This window comes from Rhizobium sp. SYY.PMSO (assembly GCF_046840415.1).
Classification (GTDB): Bacteria; Pseudomonadota; Alphaproteobacteria; order Rhizobiales; family Rhizobiaceae; genus Rhizobium.
The window spans coordinates 934788-954125 of record NZ_CP177349.1; the positions used below are offsets into that span (position 1 = coordinate 934788).

The following is a 19338-nucleotide window of genomic DNA, read 5'->3' on the forward strand; positions in this document are numbered from 1 at the left end:
GCTTTCCATCGTTTCCTGCCTCGAAAGTACATTCCGGAGCAAGCTTGCGTAATTCATGAATACCCGCGGGCAATCCACAATCGCCGAGGTTGTGGGCTGCTTCTGCAATTCCCATCGGCATTACGCCAAAGGCGGTGGGCCTGCAAACTTTGATCATTGCGGTCGGTCATCTCTGCAGACGTTGCGGGTTCGCATCCGGTCCTTTTACAGTCAATAGCAATCATATGAAAAGCGGGACAAGTGCGAATCAAAGGAGCGTGTTTTCCCCGGTCGGGCAGATTTCCATTGCCGTTATTACTTAATGACTCCTTTTTATCATTCAGAAAATTTTAATTTTAAATCTTCAAAGAATATCCCTGTAAATTGTCATCGACACCTTTGGGATTTATACCCCATACGATCGGACGTTCTTTGATCTCCAGGTGTGATCGGATGACCGCAACCGATTTTTTTGATTGTATTCCCGGTATATGGGCTTGTTGACGCGTCCCCATTATGCTTTTCAAAGCGTCGCTGGATTTGATGCATTCCATGTCGGGCGTATGCCCATCAGGTATCGCGGCAGCTGATAGGTTTGAGGTTTTGCAATTGATTCGTATTGGCGCCGTGTTGTTTTGCGTGGTTCTGACGGGATGTAACTCGGTCTCGAGCGAGGGGCCGTTGGCTGGGAGCATCGAGAGCGATGCGGGACAGTCCAGCGCCGAGCTTGGTCGCCGCAATGCCGCGGTTTTCGATATTGTCGACATAGACAGCCATAGCGCGCGTCTCGTTTCCGATTATGTTTCCTCCACGCTCAATCGCCGCTTCGGCATGGGCGGCGGCGTCGGGCCTGTCGTGATCGGCGTCGGCGATGCGCTGAAGGTCACGATTTTCGAAGCGGGTGTCGACGGCCTGTTCTCGACGGCGCAGTCGAAGCAGGTGTCGATGGATATCGTCGTGCAGCCGAACGGCACGGCGGCGATCCCCTATGCCGGCTCGGTGCGCTTTGCCGGCAAGACGCTCGAGCAGGCGCGCCAGGCGATCCTTGCGGCTCTGGCGACCAAGGCCGTCGAGCCGGATGTCATCGTCACGAGCACGGGCGCGCCGTCGCGCACCATCACCGTTTCCGGCGCGGTCGGGCGTCCTTCCATGGTGCCGCTGGACCTGACCAGCAAGAAGATAACCGAGGTGATCGCCGAGGCCGGCGGCCCGGTGACGCAGCCTTACGAAACCTATGTCACGCTGGTTCGCGGCAACAGGACCGGAACGGTTCTGCTGAAATCGATCATCGAGCACCCTTCGGAAGACATCTATGTCCGTCCGGGCGACCAGATTTTCCTGGTGCGCGATCCGAGAACCTTCACCTTGCTCGGTTCCGTTCGCGGAAGCGGCCGCATCGAGTTCGGCGCTAACGATCTCAACCTGCTCGAGGCGGTTGCGCTGGGCCATGGCGCGGTCGACGCGGCAAGCAATGCCACGGGCTTCTTCCTGTTCCGGTACGAAGAGCCGGAAATCGCCCGGAGCCTGCTTGGCCCGGCCCGCTTCCAAGAGCTGCTGCGCAAGGGGATGGCGGCGGATGCCAAGGGACGCTATCCGATCGTCTATCGCTTTGACATGTCCAGGCCCGACAGCCTGATCGTCGGGCAGACGTTCCCGGTCAAGAGCCGCGACGTCATCTATGTCTCGCGCCATCCTTCCGTCGATATCCGCAAGTTCCTCAGCCTCATCGGAACCCCGCTCGGCATCGCCTCACAGGGCGCGGCTACGGCTGCGAATCTGGGACAGTAAACCAAAGAGTGGAGGCCCTGAGGGTCCGCATGGTCGAGGCGATCGGGCTTGAGCCGGCGATCCCTCGGTCCGGTCAATGCGCTCAGGGCCACGACGCCTCTATCGGTCGGCAAGTGCCGACTTTTGTATGAGCGTGACGAATCACGCATTGAAAGCAAAGGAAACTCATTGCCAGCCGATCGGTGGAACTCACCCTGCTGATGGGGATGGGTGCCGCCGTTTTCAAGAGAAACCAAAGGCGCGAGAGATCGCATATTGCATCGGCTATTGCACTGCCGCATATTGGCTGTACACGCGGATTTTTTATCGGTAGCAACCACAGATGACTATGAGTGTGAGTAGCTGATATCAAAATTAGCGCATCTGACGCAGTTCATGAAGTATTGCTGAGAGATCATGACGGTTGAAATTATCGGACGCGCAAGCGTTGCCCCCGGGGCGAGTTCGATTGAAGAACTGCGCCTTGTCCTTAAAGAAGGGCGCTGCACGATAAGCCGGATACCTGAAGAGCGCTGGGATCTTGCGCGCTTTTGGCATCCGGCTGTGGGAGTTCCAGGAAAGACCTATACCTATGCCGCAGGCGTTCTCGATAACGTATACGCCTTCGATCCCGCCGTTTTCAGCCTCTCCCAGCGCGAGGCGATGCAGATGGATCCGCAGCAGCGCATCTTGCTGAATGTCGTCTGGCGCGCTCTGGAGGACGCAAACCTGCCGATCGACGGTTTCGAGGGGCAGCGGGTCGGCGTTTACGTCGGGGCATCCTCGCTTGAGCACGGCAACCTGACGCTGGAAGACCCGGCGTCGGGCGGCCCGTATTTCATGACGGGCAATACGCTTTCCATCGTTTCCAACCGCATATCGCACATATTCGGGCTGCGCGGCCCGAGCATGACGATCGATACGGCCTGTTCATCGTCGCTGGTTGCGCTCGATCAGGCAATCACGGCTCTGGAAGGCGGGGAGATCGACACCGCGATCGTCGGCGGCATCAATATCTTGCTTAATCCCATGTCCTTCGTGGGCTTCGCACAGGCGCGCATGCTGTCGCCGGAGGGGCTTTGCCGCGCTTATGACGATAATGGGCGCGGTTACGTCCGTGCGGAAGGCGGCGCCGCAATCGTGCTGCGGCGGACCGATGTCGCCATGCGCGAGAAGGATCGCAGCTATGCCAGGATACACGCCGCCGGGGTGAATTCGTCCGGGCGCACCAACGGCATTTCCATGCCGTCCCGCGAGGCGCAGGCGGCTTTGCTGCAGTCGATCTACGAGGGACGTAACATCGACGTCAATCGCATCGCCTTCATCGAAGGGCATGGAACGGGAACGAAGGTCGGCGATCCCGCCGAGATCTGGGCGATCGGCGAAGTCATTGGGCGCAACCGGCGCGCGCCGGTGCCGATCGGTTCGATCAAGACCAATATCGGCCATACCGAACCGGCATCCGGCCTGTTCGGTCTGCTGAAGGCCGTCATCGCGCTGGAGAATAATTTCCTTCCCGCGTCGCTGCATTTCGACCACCCGAACGAGTCGATCGACTTCGAGGGCCTGAACGTCCGGGTCAATACGTCTGCCATCGAACTTCTTCCCGCAAAGCAGCCGCGCTTCGCCGGGATCAACTCCTTCGGCTTCGGCGGCACGAATGCTCACGTTGTAATCAGCGATCCCGACCCGATAGCGCCGCCCGAACCGCAACTCCGCGGCGAGGGTGTGATTTTCGCGGCAAGCGCTCATACGGCGTCCGCTCTTTCCGCGCTTCTTAAGGAGTACAGGGCGCGTCTCGAAAGTGCCGACCCCAAGGAGGCTCGCCAGATCGTAGCTTCGGCCGCCGCCAATCGCGAACCGATGCGCCATCGCTTTGCCGCGCGTGCCAGGGATAATGTCGCCATTCTGGCTGCGATCGACGCACATCTGGCCGGACGGCATTCGGTCGGCGAGGCGGGCGAAGCGCCGGCGCAGGCGACCAAAATTGCTTTCGTCTTTTCCGGCAACGGTGCTCAATGGGCCGGCATGGGCGTCGGCGCCTATCAGGAAAACCGCCATTTCCGGCAGTGCTTCCAGTCCTTTAGCGCCCTTTTTGAATATTATCTCGGCGAAAAGCTGACCGATATTCTGGCTGCGCCGGATCTTGCCGCGCGGTTGGCCGACACCAAGGTCGCGCAGCCATTGTTGTTTGCGATCCAGGCCTCCCTTTCGGACTGCCTGTGGTCGATGGGTGTGAAGCCGGATGCCGTCTTTGGCCATTCCGTCGGCGAGATCGCGGCCGCTTATGCCGCAAAGGTGCTGACGGCGGCCGAGGCGGTCGCAATCGTCGCCAAGCGTTCGCTGCATCAGGATCTTCTGGCCGGCGAGGGCAAGATGGCAGCCGTGGTCCTCGGCGAGGATGCGGCGCTGGCCTTCGCGAAATCCCGCGGTCTCGACAATATCTATATCGCGGCGATCAACACGCCGAATTCCGTGACGATTTCCGGCCCGGCCGACGAGATTGAGGCATATCGGGAGGCGGCGCGCAAATCGCAGATCGTCGCCCATGTCCTCGACATCAACTATCCGTTCCACCATCCCATCATCGATCGCGCGAGGGACGCCTTTTTCGCGGATCTGCCCGATCTGGCGCCGGACAGCGGGGCGGGGACCTTCATTTCGACCGTGACCGGCGAACTTCGGGATGGCCGCCTGCTGGATACGCAGTACTGGTGGCGCAATGTGCGCGATCCCGTGCTCTTCAAGGCCGGCTGCCAGACGGCGATCGCCATGGGATGCAACCTGTTCATCGAAATTTCGCCGCGCCCGATCCTGTCCAACTATGTGGCGGAGATTGCAAAGCAGGCATCGGTTCAGGTCATTGCCATCCCGACCTTGCTGCGTGAAGCTCCGGTTGCCGGGCACGATCCGGTTTCGCAGTCATTCGCCCGGGCGATTGCCAACGGCGCGCCTGCGTTACGCGCGCGGGGAAGCGCCACGCGGAACGCTTTCGTCAAGCTTCCGCCTTTGCCGTTCGAGCCGGTGGAGCTTCATACCCCAAAGACCACCGACGCGATCGATATTTTCGGGCGTGATCGGAAGGGTCCCTATACGCTGCTCGGCTGGCGGACGGACTTCAACGGTTCGAACTGGAAGAACCACCTTGATGCCCGTCTTTTCCCGGATCTTGCGGAACATGTGGTCGATGGCAAGGCGATCATGCCCGGCAGCGGCTTTGTCGAAATCGCCGTTACGGCCGCCCAGCAGTATTACGAGGCGGACGAGGTTGAAATCGGCAACCTCGAGATCATCCGGCCGCTCGAATTGCCCCACGACCGCATGGTCGAGCTGTCGACCATCCTGTCGGCCGAGACCGGAGATATCGAGATCCGGTCGCGTGAACGGCTCAGCCATGACGAATGGACGGTCCATGCTGTCGGGCGCTGCCGCAAGCCGGTAGGTGCCGGGGAAGCCGGCGAGTCGACCCCTCGATCGGGCAAGCATCGCAAAACCGTTCTGACCTCCGACGTGACCTATGAGACGGCGGAGCGTTTCGGACTGCATTACGGCCCGCATTTCCAGCTTCTGTCGAAGGCGGTGGCGTTCGGTCATCGGGTGATCGAAGTGGACCTGAAGCCGGCGGCTTTGCCGTCGCATCCCTTCGGAACCTACAATCTCAACCCCATGTCGGTCGATACTGCCTTTCATGGTCTCGTCGCATTGTTCGACCAATTCTCGGGCGACGACACCGGGGCGCCTTATATTCCCGTTCACTTCGGCACCGTGAAGGCCTTCGGCGCGGGAAGATCCATCGTCAAGGCGCGGATCGAGATCGATCGCTTCAGCGTACATTCGATCAAGGCGCGCTTCTCACTGTTCGATGCGGGCGGAAAGCCGATTGCGGTTCTCGATGATTGCCGCTTCCGCCGCACGCAGCTGCGCCGTCGGGCGACGCTCGAATCCGTTGCGTTTCACTATGAAAACATGCCTTCGGCTCTTTTCGCCCGGAAAGATGCCGGTGCGAGCGCTTCCTGGATTTCGTCGTTACCCGGTTCCGGGGAAAACCATGCGCTCAACAATGCGAGCCTTCTTCTCGATGCCGCGATCTATCGCGCCTGTCACGACATAGCGCTGGCGGTCGGCGGCCGTAGCGGCAGCGTCGCATTTTCCAGCCTTCCCGGTGATTCCGCGTTCAGGTCCTTCCTCGTCAATTGCCTTTATATTCTGGAGGACGCCGGCATCGCGACTGCGAGTGACGGCAAATGGAAGGTTCCGCAGGAGCCGACATTGCCTCCGTTGGCGGAATTGCTGCAGGAGATCTATCGCGAGGATGCCGGCCGTGTGGCGGAGAGCGTTCTTGTCGGCAACGCCTATCGCGAGACGCTAGAGCATTTGTCGATGATGCGCCCGCATGTCCTGGAGCGCGAGCCCGCCACCCAGGGTGCGAGTTCATCGAGCGCGGCGACGCTTGAACATGTGCTTGTTCATTCCCCATTGAGCAAGAGGCGGCTTTCGATGCTGGCTGAGGCTTTGGCCGCCTCTGTCGAAGCCAATGCCGGGATGATCGGGCACATTCTGGAAATCGGTTCGGTATCGGCCGCTTACAGCCGAAAGCTGGCGGCGATTGCCGCCGCTGCGGGCGCATGCCTCGTCATTGCCGAGCCGAAGGAGCAAGCGCGGCGGGCGCTGGAGATCGCTTTCGAGCGTGACGCGCATGTTGTCGTCGCGGATCCTGCCAAGCTGACCGAGAGCATGGTTGCCGACATCGTGGTCGCGTCCGGCGATCAGAGCCAGCATTTGATGCGGCACAATGAGGACATCAAGCGGATTCTCCGGAAGGTCGCCATAAGCGGCGGACAGCTGCTGCTGGCCGATCATGCGCCGAGTGCTTTCAACGATTTCGTCTTCGGTCTGTCCGAGGGCTGGTTTGCCGATAGTCAATCGGCGGAGTTTCCGGTTGGACGGCTTGGGACACCGCAGCAGATCGAAGATCTCCTGGATGCCCTTGGCTTTGCCAAGCCCGATATCTGCGAGTCGACTTTCCCCGAAGGTTCGCTGATTTCGGTATCGGCCATGCCGGGCCTGCGGCCGGAGGCGGACATCGCGGAGGAGACGGCCGAGCCGCTCCTGATCTTGTCGGAACAAGGCAAGAAGGGTCTGGGCAAGCTTGACGAGGGGATGACGCTCATCGACCTCGGTGCGTCCTCCGTAGATCTTGCCGACGCGATCGACGGCGATATTCGCCGGATCGTGTACATTGCGGATACAAAGCGTGGCGATGCGACGGAGCGCTCGCTATCGCGTCTTTCGATCTTCACGGAGCTGGCGAATCTGTTGTCGCAGCAGGACGGTGGGGCAAAGTCCCGGCTGGTCATCATTGCACCCGGCGGGTCCCCGCTGGCATCCGCTTCCATCGATGACGCCAATGCCGGCCTCTGGGCCTTTGGGCGTGTCCTGCAGAACGAATACGATGCCTTCGACGTTCATCTGCTGGATGCCGAGGTGGACAGCAAGCGAACGCTTTCCATCATCGATACCCTGATGACGGCGGAGACGGATAATCGCGAATGGTTTCTGGATCGCGCGACCGGCAAGGTGCGGGAGATCAGGGCCGCCGCCGGTCCCTTCGACGCAGTCGAGGCAAGCCGCCGCGATTTCGCTGCGGCAACGATCCGGCAGCATGTGGCCGGCCGGCTGGATAGCGTGGCCTGGGAGGACGCAAGCGTTCCCGTGCCGGAGGAGGGAGAGGTTGTCGTCTCCGTCGAAGCCGCCGGCCTCAATTTCCGGGATGTGATGTGGGCTATGGGCCTCCTGCCCGAGGAGGCGCTGGAAGACGGCTTTGCCGGCGCCGCGATCGGCATGGAGTTCGCCGGGCGAATTCTTGCCGTAGGCGACGAGGTCGACGATCTCAGGCCCGGCGACAAGGTCATGGGCATCGGGCCCGCTGCGTTTTCGACCCATGTGCGTGTCCGGCGCGACGGCGTGACCAGGCTGCCGGAGCGGATGGAAACCGTTGCCGCGGCCACTGTGCCGGTTGCCTTCCTGACTGCCTATTATGCGATGGTCGAACTCGGACGTATTCAGCCGGGCGAAACCATTCTCATCCATGGAGCTGCCGGCGGCGTCGGTCTTGCGGCGCTTCAGATCGCCAAGCTAAAGGGTGCCAGGGTGATCGCCACTGCCGGCACGGTCGAGAAGCGCGGCTTCCTTGAAATGCTCGGCGCCGACCATGTGCTCGATTCGCGCTCTCTGGATTTCGTTTCCGGCGTGCGCGGCCTTACGGGCGGCGCGGGCGTGGATCTCGTTCTCAATTCGCTCTTCTCGGAAGCGATGGAGCGGAGCATCGAACTGGTCAAGCCTTTCGGCCGCTTCCTGGAACTGGGCAAGCGCGATTATTACGCCGACCGCAAAATCGGTCTGCGTCCGTTCCGGCGCAATGTCAGCTATTTCGGCATCGATGCCGATCAGCTTCTGGTCAACGTACCCGACGTGACGCGGCGCATTTTCACGGAAATCGGCCAGCTTTTCGCCGATGAACAACTGACGCCGCTGCCGTATCGTGCTTTCGCCTATGATGAGATCGGCAACGGGTTCCGGTTGATGCAGAATGCCGGTCATATCGGCAAGATCGTGGTGCGGCCGCCGGTTCCGGGTGTCGACAATGTCTTGCGGGCTCCGGCGAAGTCTCTGCGGTTCGACGCCAAGGGCATTTTCCTGGTTGCGGGCGGCATCGGCGGTTTCGGGCTTTCCGCCGCCGATTGGCTGGTTTCCAGAGGCGCGCGCCGCATTGCGCTGTGCTCGCGCCGGGGCATTGCCGACGCGGAGACGAAGAAGGCGATGGGCGATTGGGCAAAGCGAGGTGTCACAGCGACGCTCCACGCCTGCGATATCACCGATGCAGCCGCTGTCGACGCATTGCTTGCCTCGCTTCGTGCCGAAGGCGCGCTCAAGGGCGTCGTCCACGCTGCCATGGTTCTGGACGACGCGCTCCTTGCCAACCTGACGCCGGAGCGAAATCGCCCCGTTATCGAGGTCAAGATCGGCGGCGCCGACATTCTCGATCGCCTGACGAGGGAAGACCGGCTGGAGCTTTTCCTGCTCTTCTCTTCGGCAACGACCATGCTCGGCAATCCGGGACAAGCCAACTATGTGATGGCGAACGGCTATCTGGAAGGCCTGGCGCGTGCGCGCCGCGCTCAGGGCAAACCAGCGCTCGCGGTCGGGTTCGGTGCGATCGCGGATAAAGGCTTCCTGGCGCGTAACGGCGAAGTCAACGATCTTCTCTCCAAGCGCATCGGCAAGGCTGCCTTGAAGGCGCGCGATGCGCTGGAGCAGGTCGAGCGCTACATGCTGGCAGATACCGGCGCCGTCGATGCCGCGGCCGTCATGATCGCCGAGATCGACTGGAACGCCGTTCGCCTGTTGCCGATCTCCGCTCGCTCGTTGTTCGAACCGCTTATGCGGCATGCGGGTAGCCATCAGGCCCTGAACGAGGGAGACAGCATCGATCTCAAGGAGCTGATCAACGGCAAATCGGAAGAGGAGGCCCAGGCTGCCCTGCATGCTCTGGTCGCCGCGGAAATCGCCGCGATCCTTCGCGTGACGGAAGATACCGTGACGCCCGACAAGATATTGAAGGATATCGGTCTCGACAGCTTGATGGCGATGGAGCTCGGCATGAGCTTCCAGCAGAAGACCGGCTTCGATATCCCGCTGAGCGGTGTCGGCGAGGGTACGACCGTGGGCGATGTCGTCAGCCGATTGCGGGATCGTGTGATGAATCGCAACGGCGATGATGCTAAGGACGCCGCAGGCGACGACGACATGGTCGAGCGTCTGGCGCGCAGCCATGCCGCGGAGCAGGAAAAAAGGGCGGTTCAGTGACCACGCATGATGCCAACGATGGCAATCCGGCAAAGCAGAAGAAAAGCAAGCTGCTCGAGCAGATGCGCCGCGTCGGCGAATCCTCCGGGCGCAACCGGGCGGAACGTTTGAACAGGCAGCCGGTGCCGCAGCAGCGTCAGGCAACGCGTTTCGAGGATTTGCCGGAATACAAGCGCGTCGCAACGCAGCGAATTGCGGGCGAAATGCTCGGGGTTGCCAATCCCTTCTATCGCTCTCACGATGTCGCCGCCGGCGCCACGACGAGTATCGGCGGGCGTGAGTTCGTCAATTTTGCCTCCTATGATTACCTGGGCACCAATACCGACCCGCATGTGGCCGAAAGCGCCAGGCAGGCGATCGATCGTTTCGGAATCTCGGCCTCGGCGAGCCGTCTGGTGGCCGGCGAGCGGCCCGGGCATGTGGAGCTGGAGCGAAAGCTTGCCGGGGTCTACGGCGTCGATGCCGCCGTGTGCTTCGTCAGCGGTTATCTGACCAATGTCGCGACGATCGGTTGCCTCATGGGACCACAGGATCTGGTGATCCATGACGAGTTCATTCACAACAGCGCGCTTGCCGGCATCAAGCTTTCCGGCGCGGCGCGGCGGCTTTTTCAGCATAATGATATCGAGAATCTCGAGACCATTCTGAAAACGCTGTCATCGGATTTTCGCCGGATTCTCGTGATCGTCGAAGGCATCTATTCGATGGATGGCGATATCGCCGACTTGCCGGCCCTGCTGGAGCTGAAGGCGCGTTACGGCTTCTGGCTGATGGTCGACGAGGCGCATGCATTCGGCATTCTCGGCAAGACCGGCCGCGGCACCTTCGAGCATTTCGATCTCGATCCGCGCGACATCGATATCTGGATGGGCACGCTGTCGAAGACGACTTCGAGCTGCGGCGGCTATATCGCCGGCAGCAGCGCGCTTGCCGATATTCTGAAAGCGGAAGCCGGTGGCTTCGTCTATAGCGTCGGGCTCTCGCCCGTTCTTGCTGCCGCCGCGGTTGCCGGCCTCGATATCCTTCAATCCGAGCCGGCGCGAATCGAACGCCTCAGGCGCAACGGCCAGCTGTTCCTCGAACAGGCAAGGGCCATGGGCCTCGATACCGGCCTCAGCATGGGCCATTCGGTCGTGCCTGTCATCGTCGGCGATTCGCTCCGGGCGGCGCAGCTTTCGAACGACCTGCTGGCCGAGGGCATCAACGTGCTGCCCATCATCCATCCGGCGGTGCCGGAAGGCATGGCGCGGCTTCGCTTCTTCATCACCTGCAACCACACGGAGGAGCAAATCCGGCGTGCGGTTGCGGTCACGGCCGAAAAGCTCAAGAGCCTGCAGGATCGGAACTTCGGTCTCGCAGCGCTTGATATGGACAAGATGATGCAATTTTTGCCCACGGGTATCGTTCCCGACAGCCCGTAAGTCAGGACGATCATCGCATGCATGTTATCGTCACGGGAGGCTCAAGCGGAATTGGTCTGGCGATAGCGAAGCTTTATGCAGCCAGGGGCGCGCGGGTTTCGCTTCTTTCTCGCCATCCAGGACGGCTTGAGGAAGCGCGGGCCGAAATCGCAGCGCTTCAGGGCGTCGACGGCTCCCTTATCCAGACGGTCTCGGTGGATGTCGCCTCGGCGGCACGAACCATGGAAGCGGTGGAGCTTTGCGAGGCATCCTTCGGCCCCTGCGACATTCTCATCGCCTCGGCCGGTGTCGTTGAACCCCAGGCTTTCGATGCGATGCCGGCATCGGTTTTCGATGAGCAGATCGCCATCAATTTTCTCGGAACGGCGAATGCCGTTCGAGCAGTCTACAAGAGCATGAAGAGCCGACGTAGAGGCGACATCATGATGATCTCCTCGGGTGCCGCTCTGATCGGCATCTTCGGCTACACCGCCTATTGCGCATCCAAATCGGCGCTGGCAGCCTTCGCCGAAGCTTTGAGCGCCGAAGCCGCAGCCGCCGGCGTGCGTGTTTCCATCTGCTTCCCGCCCGATACGCTGACGCCGCAGTATCGGCGGGAAATCTCCCTGAGACCTCTGGAGGCGGAAATATTGATGGGGTCTGTGAAGCCGTGGAGCGCCGAGGCGGTGGCTTCAAGGATCGTCCGTGGACTGGATCGCGGGCAGGCCAAAATTTACTTTGGATTTTCGCTGACGGCACTTGCGTATTTCGGTCCGCTGATAAAGCCATGGCTAATGTGGTGGTTTTCTCGGAAAACGCGAAAATAACTGGTAAAGAAGCAAGGCGGAGACTTGCCGATGGGTCGGACCACGGCTTTGATTATGCTAAGGAATGCGAAGCAATTGTCAGTGTTGCGCTATCGGTAGCGTATGGGCAGGGGAAGGTTTAAGGAATTGGCGGCCAGTTCTTCGCGAATTTGGAAAACGCTGCGGCAGGCAGCCGGCATTTGGATGGCGCGAACTTGAAGCTGCATGATTTTCCAATTCTTCTGACGCTCGCCTGCTTCGCGTTCTCCTGCGTCATCGTGTTTCTGACCGATCCTTTTGCGATGCCGGCGGCTGTCAATGCGCAGAATCGTGCGGAACGAAGCTGGTGGCGCCTGGCCTATGACTGCGCAGTGCGAATTCCGGTCATCGCATTGATCTACGCCGCCTTCTTCGCGATTTCCTGGCGTCCGATCTACAGCACGCAGGCGGTCATCAGTTTCTTTGTCATCTTCACGGGGATTTCGAGGGCGAAATTCGAGTTTATTCGCGAGCCGCTGGTGTTTTCCGACATTGCCCTCGTAGTCGATGTCTTCAAATACAAAGAGATTTTCTACGCGACTTCGCTGAACATCTTTTTCTGGGCAATCGCCGTCGCTTACGTATTCGGCATCAGCGGCCTTTACATGTATCTGGAGCCATCGGTTCTTCCGGCTTCAAACGGCGTGTTTTGGGTGCTTCTGGGCCTGCTTCTCGCCTTTGCGCCATGGCTTGCGCTTTTCAGCCGGATCGTCAGCGAACCGGTCTGCCGTTTCACCCAGAAGTTCCTGGGCAAGGTCGACGTCAAGATAGATACCGTGCGGTTCGGCACCTTCGCCTCCGTCGTGTTTCACTTCGTCATCTGGGTTGGCGTCAGGCGCGAGGCGATCGTTTCGGAGTTGTCCGGGCGCTTCATGTCGGCGCTTCAGGAGTTGTGGGAGCATGGCGACGACGAACCGCTCATCGTCATCTGGCAATCCGAATCCTTCATCGACCTCAGGCACTTCGGGGTCAAGAACATCAAGCTTCCCAATCTCGACCGCCTGCGTGAGCAGGCCGCGCAATGGGGCCGCATGACCAGCGTCTTCGAGGGCGGCTATACGCTGCGGACCGAATTTGCGGTGTTGAGCGGCTTGCTGCCCGAGAATGTGCACATCGACGCCAGCTATCCCTATCTGCGCGCCAGTCATTACAAGGACGTCGTCTGGCCGGCGCGGCTCAAGAAGGCCGGGTGGAATACGCAGTTCATTCACCCTTACGACAAGACCTTTTTCCTGCGTCACAAGGCATTGCCGCAGCTCGGATTCGACCGGATGATGATGCTGGACGAGTTCGATCACAATCCCGAGCGCGACGGCCCGTACGTCAGCGACCTGTCGCTGACGAAGAGCGTGATTCGGACGATCGACGACGATGGCACGAACAAGAATTTCGTCTTTGTCGCCTCCATGGCGAATCATGGGCCGTGGGAGCCGGGCCGTTGCGGCGATCTGGTCAATCCGGTGGATATATACGGTGAGCTGTTGATGCGCGCCGATCATGCGCTCGGCAATCTGGCCCATCACCTCGACAAGCTGGATCGCCCGGTATGGCTGCTTTTTTACGGCGATCACGCGCCCTTGCTGAAGGCTTTTGCCGATCCGTTCCCGGATCCGCGAACGGATTATGTCATCGTTCCCCTTGGCCGCGCGCGGGCTCATTCTCAAAAGCCGGAGCCGGCCCAGGAAGAGGCTCCCTGGAACCTGATCGGGACATTGCTGCGCTATGCGGGCCTCAGCACCGAGGTTCCGGAATAATGGCCACCGGGGAAGGGACCGTTTCCCCGCGTGTATTCCTGTTTCTGCAGGGGCCGTCCTCACCGCTGTTCGCCGAGATCGCCAGAAAGCTGGAAGTGGCCGGCGGCCGCTGCATCCGCATCAATCTGAACGCCGGGGATCGGATTTCGTGGCGCCGCTCCAATGCCTTCAACTATCGCGGCGATTTCGACGGCTGGCGTGCCTACGTCCGGCGTCTGATCGAGGTCGAGGGTACGACCGACATGATTCTGCATGGCGAGGAACGCCCCTATCATCGCGTCGCCATCGAGGAGGCGCATCGGGCCGGCGTGCGCGTCAACGTCGTGGAGATGGGATATTTACGGCCGGACTGGGTAACGCTCGAGCGCGACGGCCTGTCCTCCAACTCCCATTTTCCGGTGGATGCCGCCCATATCCTCGAAGCCGCGTCCGATCTGCCCGAGCCGGACTGGACGCGCCGCTTCAGCCAGACATTCCTTGCGGAAGCGCTTTACGATCTCGCCTACTATCTTCCAACCGTTTTCCTGGGATTTTTGTATCCGGGATACAGGCGGCACGGGCTCTATCATCCGCTGATGGAATATGCCGGGTGGCTGAGGAGACTTCCCTCAAGCGGCAGGCGGGTGCGTGAAGCCGAAAGCGTGATAGAGGATCTGATTGCCGGCGGCGAGCGATTCTTCGTTTATCCGCTGCAGCTTCAGACCGATTTTCAGCTTCGGGCGCATTCTCCCTTTCGTCAGCAGCAGGATGCCATCAGGCTGATTCTCCGGTCCTTTGCCGAAAATGCCGATCCGCACACGCATCTCGTTCTCAAATTGCATCCGCTGGATAACGGGCTCGTGGACTGGAGGGCCTATGTCGATCGTATCGCTGCTGCGTGCGGACTGTCTTTTCGCGTCCATTTCATAGACGGCGGCAATCTGGACCGGTTGATCGCTGCCAGCCAGGGCATGGTGACGGTCAATTCGACAGCCGCGCTTTCGGCGCTGCAGGCCGGAAAGCCGGTCAAGGCGCTCGGAGCCGCGATCTACGATATCGAAGGCCTGAGCGACCGGCGCGCCTTGGATCTCTTCTGGTCGGATCCGATGCCGCCATCGCCGAAGCTTCGCGATGCGTTCTTCCGCTTGCTCGCCGCGGCCGTGCAGGTGCGCGGCAATTTCTGTTCCGGGGAGGGGGCTGCTGCTGCGGCCGCGCAGATCGCCGAAAGAGTGCTGTCGTGCACGGTCAATCTGCCGGGCGCCTATATCGATTCGCCGCCCCGGCAGCGGCCGTCGAAGATCGAGGTGCCATGAGCCAGATATGGGAGATAATTCACTCTTTGCGGCTGGCAGCTGTCAATTTGCAAGGCTACCGGCCCTGAAATTGACAATACGACTTCTTACATGTGGATTGGTATCAGATCTCGGGCGGTGATTCGCTGTTAACAAGAGATGTGCATAACGGTTTGCTGGGGGCAAACACCATGGATGACAGCAGAATGGAAAGATTCATGTTGAAGGAGCTGCTGATGATCATCGCGGCTCTCGTGCTTGTTTCCGGAGTGCTTTTGACCGTCGTTATCTTCGGTAACTACTGAACGGCGCATAATCGCGCATCAAGAATGCTTTCGCGTAGTCTTGATCTATCCAACAGACATTTCGATTCTGGAAGAGTGGTGGGCGATGAGAGACTCGAACTCCCGACATCCTCGGTGTAAACGAGGCGCTCTACCAACTGAGCTAATCGCCCTTCAGCGAAGCGGGTCATTTGGCCCGCCGCATTCGGTGGCCGTGATCTATGCGGAACGAGGAAAAACCGCAAGAGTGTTTGTGAAGATTTTTTGATTTTTTTGATTTTTGCGACTTCGCGGTCGTGCTCATCCACAATTGAGCGGCCCGCCCGCAGCCGGCCATCCCTGTGCATACGAAGGCCGAGTGAAATGCATGAGGCGGGAACCTGCCATGCCAAATCGCGGGAGCGGAAATTTGCGGGTCTGCTTGTCCAAAACAATTCGCACTCTGTCATCGATTTGTATTCAAACCTGCTTGACACCCAAACACGAACCCCGTAGTTAGCCGCTCATCGAACGGCGAGGGCCGCTTTGATGGGTGCGCAAGCATCCGGACTGCTTGAAATGAAATGCGGGTGTAGCTCAGTCGGTTAGAGTGCCGGCCTGTCACGCCGGAGGTCGCGGGTTCGAGCCCCGTCACTCGCGCCATTTCAAGGAAAGTTCCGGTTCTGGCGCCCGGCCGAAAGGCCAAGCAATGCGCGGGTGTAGCTCAGTCGGTTAGAGTGCCGGCCTGTCACGCCGGAGGTCGCGGGTTCGAGCCCCGTCACTCGCGCCATTCTTCCCAAACCATTACAATCAAACATCAATTTGCTGCGATTGCGAAGTAGCCTTTTCGCGATTGCGCCCATTTGTCGCGATGCCGTCGCAACACATTGATAAATCCCGCTCGGTAGTACGCTAACGGACCGATTCAAAAGGCTTGCGCGCGCGCTCCGGCTGCGCTAACCACGGCTTTGTTGCAACGCTCTTTCGCTTGCTGGGCATTTGCTCAAAAGCGCCCGCCCGGCGCTCACCGCAAGCAGGGATGGACATGATGACTGGACTGCTCAGTTCCTATATTCCGATAGCGATTTTCATTGGTATTGCCTTGGTGATTGGCCTGGCGCTGTTGATCACGCCGTTCGCCGTCGCCTTCAAGGCGCCTGACTCGGAAAAGCTCTCGGCCTATGAATGCGGCTTCAATGCATTCGATGACGCCCGCATGAAGTTCGATATCCGTTTCTACCTGGTATCGATTCTCTTCATCATCTTCGACCTGGAAGTCGCCTTCCTCTTTCCCTGGGCCGTGTCGTTCGGTGCGATCGGCTGGTTCGGGTTCTGGTCGATGATGGTATTCCTCGCGGTGCTGACCATCGGCTTTATCTATGAATGGAAGAAGGGAGCCCTGGAATGGGAGTAGCCCCAAGCAACACGACGCTCGTGGCGCCGCAGCCGAAGGGGATCATCGATCCCGCGACCGGCAGACCCGTCGGCAGCAACGATCCGTTCTTCGGCGAGATCAACAACGAACTCGCCGACAAGGGCTTTCTGGTCACCTCCACCGATGAGCTGATCAACTGGGCCCGCACCGGCTCCCTGATGTGGATGACCTTCGGTCTCGCCTGCTGCGCGGTCGAGATGATGCAGGTTTCCATGCCGCGCTACGACGTCGAGCGCTTCGGTTTTGCGCCGCGCGCTTCGCCGCGCCAGTCCGACGTCATGATCGTCGCCGGTACGCTGACCAACAAGATGGCGCCCGCTCTGCGCAAGGTCTACGACCAGATGCCCGAGCCGCGCTACGTCATCTCCATGGGCTCCTGTGCCAATGGCGGCGGTTACTATCACTATTCCTATTCCGTCGTGCGCGGATGCGACCGTGTCGTTCCCATCGACATTTATATCCCGGGCTGTCCTCCCACGGCAGAGGCGCTGCTTTACGGCGTGCTTCTGCTGCAGAAGAAGATCCGGCGCACCGGCACGATCGAACGGTAAGGCAGGGGACAAGGTATCATGAGTGAAGCCCTGAACGAGCTCGCCGCTTATCTTACGGAAGTTCGCAGCGCCCTGATCTCCTCGAGCGAGATCAAGTACGGCGAGCTGAACGTGACGACGACGGCCGAAAACGTTATCGCCCTGCTGACCTTCCTGCGTGACGATGCCAAGTGCGGTTTCGTCAACATAACGGACATTTGCGGTGTCGACTGGCCGCAGCGCGCCGAGCGTTTCGACGTCGTCTACCATCTCCTGTCGCCGAAAAAGAACATTCGCATCCGCGTCAAGGTTCCCGTCGGCGAAGATGAGGCCGTTCCGTCTGTTTGCGGCATTTATCCCGGCGCCGATTGGTTCGAGCGTGAAACCTGGGACATGTACGGCGTTCTCTTCACCGGGCACCCGGATCTGCGCCGTATCCTCACGGACTACGGTTTCGAAGGCCATCCGCTGCGCAAGGATTTCCCGACGACCGGTTTCGTCGAGGTTCGCTATGACGACGCCGCCAAGCGCGTCGTTTACGAGCCTGTGGAACTGAAGCAGGAATTCCGCAATTTCGACTTCCTGTCACCGTGGGAGGGCACCGACTATGTGCTTCCGGGCGACGAGAAGGCGAAGGCCTGATTTATGGCGTGTGGCGGGCCTCGGCCTGCCATTCTCTGAAATTCTGAAAACGCGAGCATCGCCGCCATGACAGAACATAACGTTCGCAACTTCAACATCAATTTCGGTCCGCAGCATCCGGCCGCGCACGGCGTTTTGCGTCTTGTGCTGGAACTGGACGGCGAAATTGTGGAACGCGTCGATCCGCATATCGGCCTGCTGCATCGCGGCACGGAAAAGCTGATCGAAACGAAGACCTACCTCCAGGCCGTTCCTTATTTCGATCGCCTCGACTACGTGGCGCCGATGAACCAGGAGCATGCCTATGCGCTGGCCGTCGAAAAGCTGCTCGGCATCGACATCCCGATCCGCGGTCAGCTGATCCGCGTGCTCTACTCGGAAATCGGCCGTATCCTGTCGCACCTGCTCAACGTCACGACGCAGGCCATGGACGTCGGCGCGCTGACGCCGCCGCTCTGGGGCTTCGAAGAGCGCGAAAAGCTGATGGTGTTCTACGAGCGCGCCTCCGGCTCGCGCATGCACGCCGCTTACGTTCGTCCGGGCGGCGTTCACCAGGACCTTCCCGAGAAGCTCGTGCAGGATATCGGCGACTGGTGCGATCCTTTCCTGAAGGCGCTCGACGATATCGACGACCTTCTGACCGGCAACCGCATCTTCAAGCAGCGTAACGTCGATATCGGCGTGGTTTCGCTGGAAGACTGTTGGGCCTGGGGCTTCTCCGGCGTCATGGTCCGCGGCTCCGGCGCTGCCTGGGACCTGCGCAAGGCGCAGCCCTACGAATGCTATGCCGATCTCGAATTCGACATCCCGATCGGCAAGAACGGCGATTGCTACGACCGCTACCTCATCCGCATGATCGAAATGCGCGAGGCCGTCCGCATCATGAAGCAGTGCGTCAATCGCCTGCTGGGTGACGCAAGGACCGGGCCGGTTTCGTCGCTTGATGGCAAGGTGGTTCCGCCGAAGCGCGGCGAGATGAAGCGCTCGATGGAAGCGTTGATCCACCATTTCAAGCTCTATACCGAAGGCTATCACGTACCGGCCGGCGAGGTTTATGCGGCCGTCGAGGCGCCGAAGGGCGAGTTCGGCGTCTATCTCGTCTCGGACGGCTCCAACAAGCCCTACCGCTGCAAGATCCGTGCGCCGGGCTATGCGCATCTGCAAGCCATGGATTTCATGTGCCGCGGCCATCAGCTCGCCGACGTGGCGGCGGTGCTCGGTTCGCTCGATATCGTGTTCGGTGAGGTGGATCGCTGATGCGAGCCTGGCAGGTCGTCATTCCCGTGATCTTCGTCGCCTGCGGCGCTTCCGCGCAGCAAGCCGGCAAGACGCAGACACTGCCGAACATCACCACGCAGGGTTCGAATGCGATCGGCGCGAATTCTGCGAAGGGCGGAAATGAGGGTACGTCGGGCGGAGGGGATTCGACCATGGCCGACCTTCTTTCCCGCGGTTATCAGATCAAGGCCGCTGTGCCGAACGGCGGCAAGTTTGTTGTGTTTATGCAGAAAGACCAGTCGGCCTATGCCTGCGAATTCTCGTCTCTGACGAATACGCGGTGTGGGTCCTTAAACTGAGATAAGGCG

11 protein-coding genes and 3 tRNA genes are annotated in these 19338 nt (G+C 60.2%); 13 read left to right on the forward strand and 1 reads right to left on the reverse strand.

Features of this window, described 5'->3' with window-relative positions; translation table 11 throughout:
* Positions 1–588 precede the first annotated feature (588 nt).
* The 6 genes from ACJJVH_RS04530 to ACJJVH_RS04555 all read left to right on the forward strand — a co-directional run bounded on the left by ACJJVH_RS04530 (position 589) and on the right by ACJJVH_RS04555 (position 14903).
* The gene (locus tag ACJJVH_RS04530) at positions 589–1767 is read left to right on the forward strand and encodes a polysaccharide biosynthesis/export family protein (protein WP_412064817.1); all 1179 of its coding nucleotides are present in this window, start codon (positions 589–591) and stop codon (positions 1765–1767) included.
* A 396-nt stretch (positions 1768–2163) separates the two neighbouring features.
* A complete protein-coding gene (locus tag ACJJVH_RS04535) occupies positions 2164–9612 on the forward strand; it encodes a type I polyketide synthase (protein ID WP_412064818.1) in 7449 nt (2482 codons plus the stop codon).
* 62 nt (positions 9613–9674) lie between these two features.
* A complete protein-coding gene (locus tag ACJJVH_RS04540) occupies positions 9675–11033 on the forward strand; it encodes an aminotransferase class I/II-fold pyridoxal phosphate-dependent enzyme (RefSeq protein WP_412065132.1) in 1359 nt (452 codons plus the stop codon).
* Between the two features lie 17 nt (positions 11034–11050).
* Positions 11051–11839, forward strand: coding sequence for an SDR family NAD(P)-dependent oxidoreductase (locus tag ACJJVH_RS04545; RefSeq protein ID WP_412064819.1), 789 nt, complete (start codon positions 11051–11053; stop codon positions 11837–11839).
* Between the two features lie 194 nt (positions 11840–12033).
* The gene (locus ACJJVH_RS04550; protein ID WP_412064820.1) at positions 12034–13611 is read left to right on the forward strand and encodes an LTA synthase family protein; all 1578 of its coding nucleotides are present in this window, start codon (positions 12034–12036) and stop codon (positions 13609–13611) included.
* Complete coding sequence (locus ACJJVH_RS04555; RefSeq protein WP_412064821.1) at positions 13611–14903, forward strand: capsule biosynthesis protein; 1293 nt, start codon at positions 13611–13613, stop codon at positions 14901–14903. The genes ACJJVH_RS04550 and ACJJVH_RS04555 overlap by 1 nt, the downstream gene beginning before the upstream one ends.
* Before the next feature lie 360 nt (positions 14904–15263).
* On the opposite strand, the gene ACJJVH_RS04560 is transcribed toward ACJJVH_RS04555, so the two are convergent.
* Positions 15264–15339: transfer RNA gene (locus ACJJVH_RS04560), tRNA-Val, on the reverse strand.
* Between the two features lie 392 nt (positions 15340–15731).
* On the opposite strand from ACJJVH_RS04560, the gene ACJJVH_RS04565 reads away from it, so the two are divergent.
* The 7 genes from ACJJVH_RS04565 (at position 15732) to ACJJVH_RS04595 (ending at position 19329) form a co-directional block, all read left to right on the forward strand.
* Positions 15732–15808: transfer RNA gene (locus ACJJVH_RS04565), tRNA-Asp, on the forward strand.
* Positions 15809–15858: 50 nt separating this feature from the next.
* A tRNA-Asp gene (locus ACJJVH_RS04570) sits at positions 15859–15935 on the forward strand.
* 258 nt (positions 15936–16193) lie between these two features.
* On the forward strand, positions 16194–16559 hold the full coding sequence (locus ACJJVH_RS04575; protein ID WP_034489570.1) for an NADH-quinone oxidoreductase subunit A: 366 nt from the start codon (positions 16194–16196) through the stop codon (positions 16557–16559).
* On the forward strand, positions 16550–17131 hold the full coding sequence (locus ACJJVH_RS04580) for a NuoB/complex I 20 kDa subunit family protein (protein WP_015339504.1): 582 nt from the start codon (positions 16550–16552) through the stop codon (positions 17129–17131). The genes ACJJVH_RS04575 and ACJJVH_RS04580 overlap by 10 nt, the downstream gene beginning before the upstream one ends.
* Positions 17132–17149: 18 nt before the next feature.
* The gene (locus ACJJVH_RS04585) at positions 17150–17752 is read left to right on the forward strand and encodes an NADH-quinone oxidoreductase subunit C (RefSeq protein WP_113372353.1); all 603 of its coding nucleotides are present in this window, start codon (positions 17150–17152) and stop codon (positions 17750–17752) included.
* Between the two features lie 66 nt (positions 17753–17818).
* Positions 17819–19009: an NADH-quinone oxidoreductase subunit D gene (locus ACJJVH_RS04590; RefSeq protein ID WP_112803086.1), complete on the forward strand. Its 1191-nt coding sequence runs from the start codon at positions 17819–17821 to the stop codon at positions 19007–19009.
* Positions 19009–19329, forward strand: coding sequence for a hypothetical protein (locus ACJJVH_RS04595; protein ID WP_112803088.1), 321 nt, complete (start codon positions 19009–19011; stop codon positions 19327–19329). The genes ACJJVH_RS04590 and ACJJVH_RS04595 overlap by 1 nt, the downstream gene beginning before the upstream one ends.
* The last annotated feature ends 9 nt before the right edge of the window (positions 19330–19338 follow it).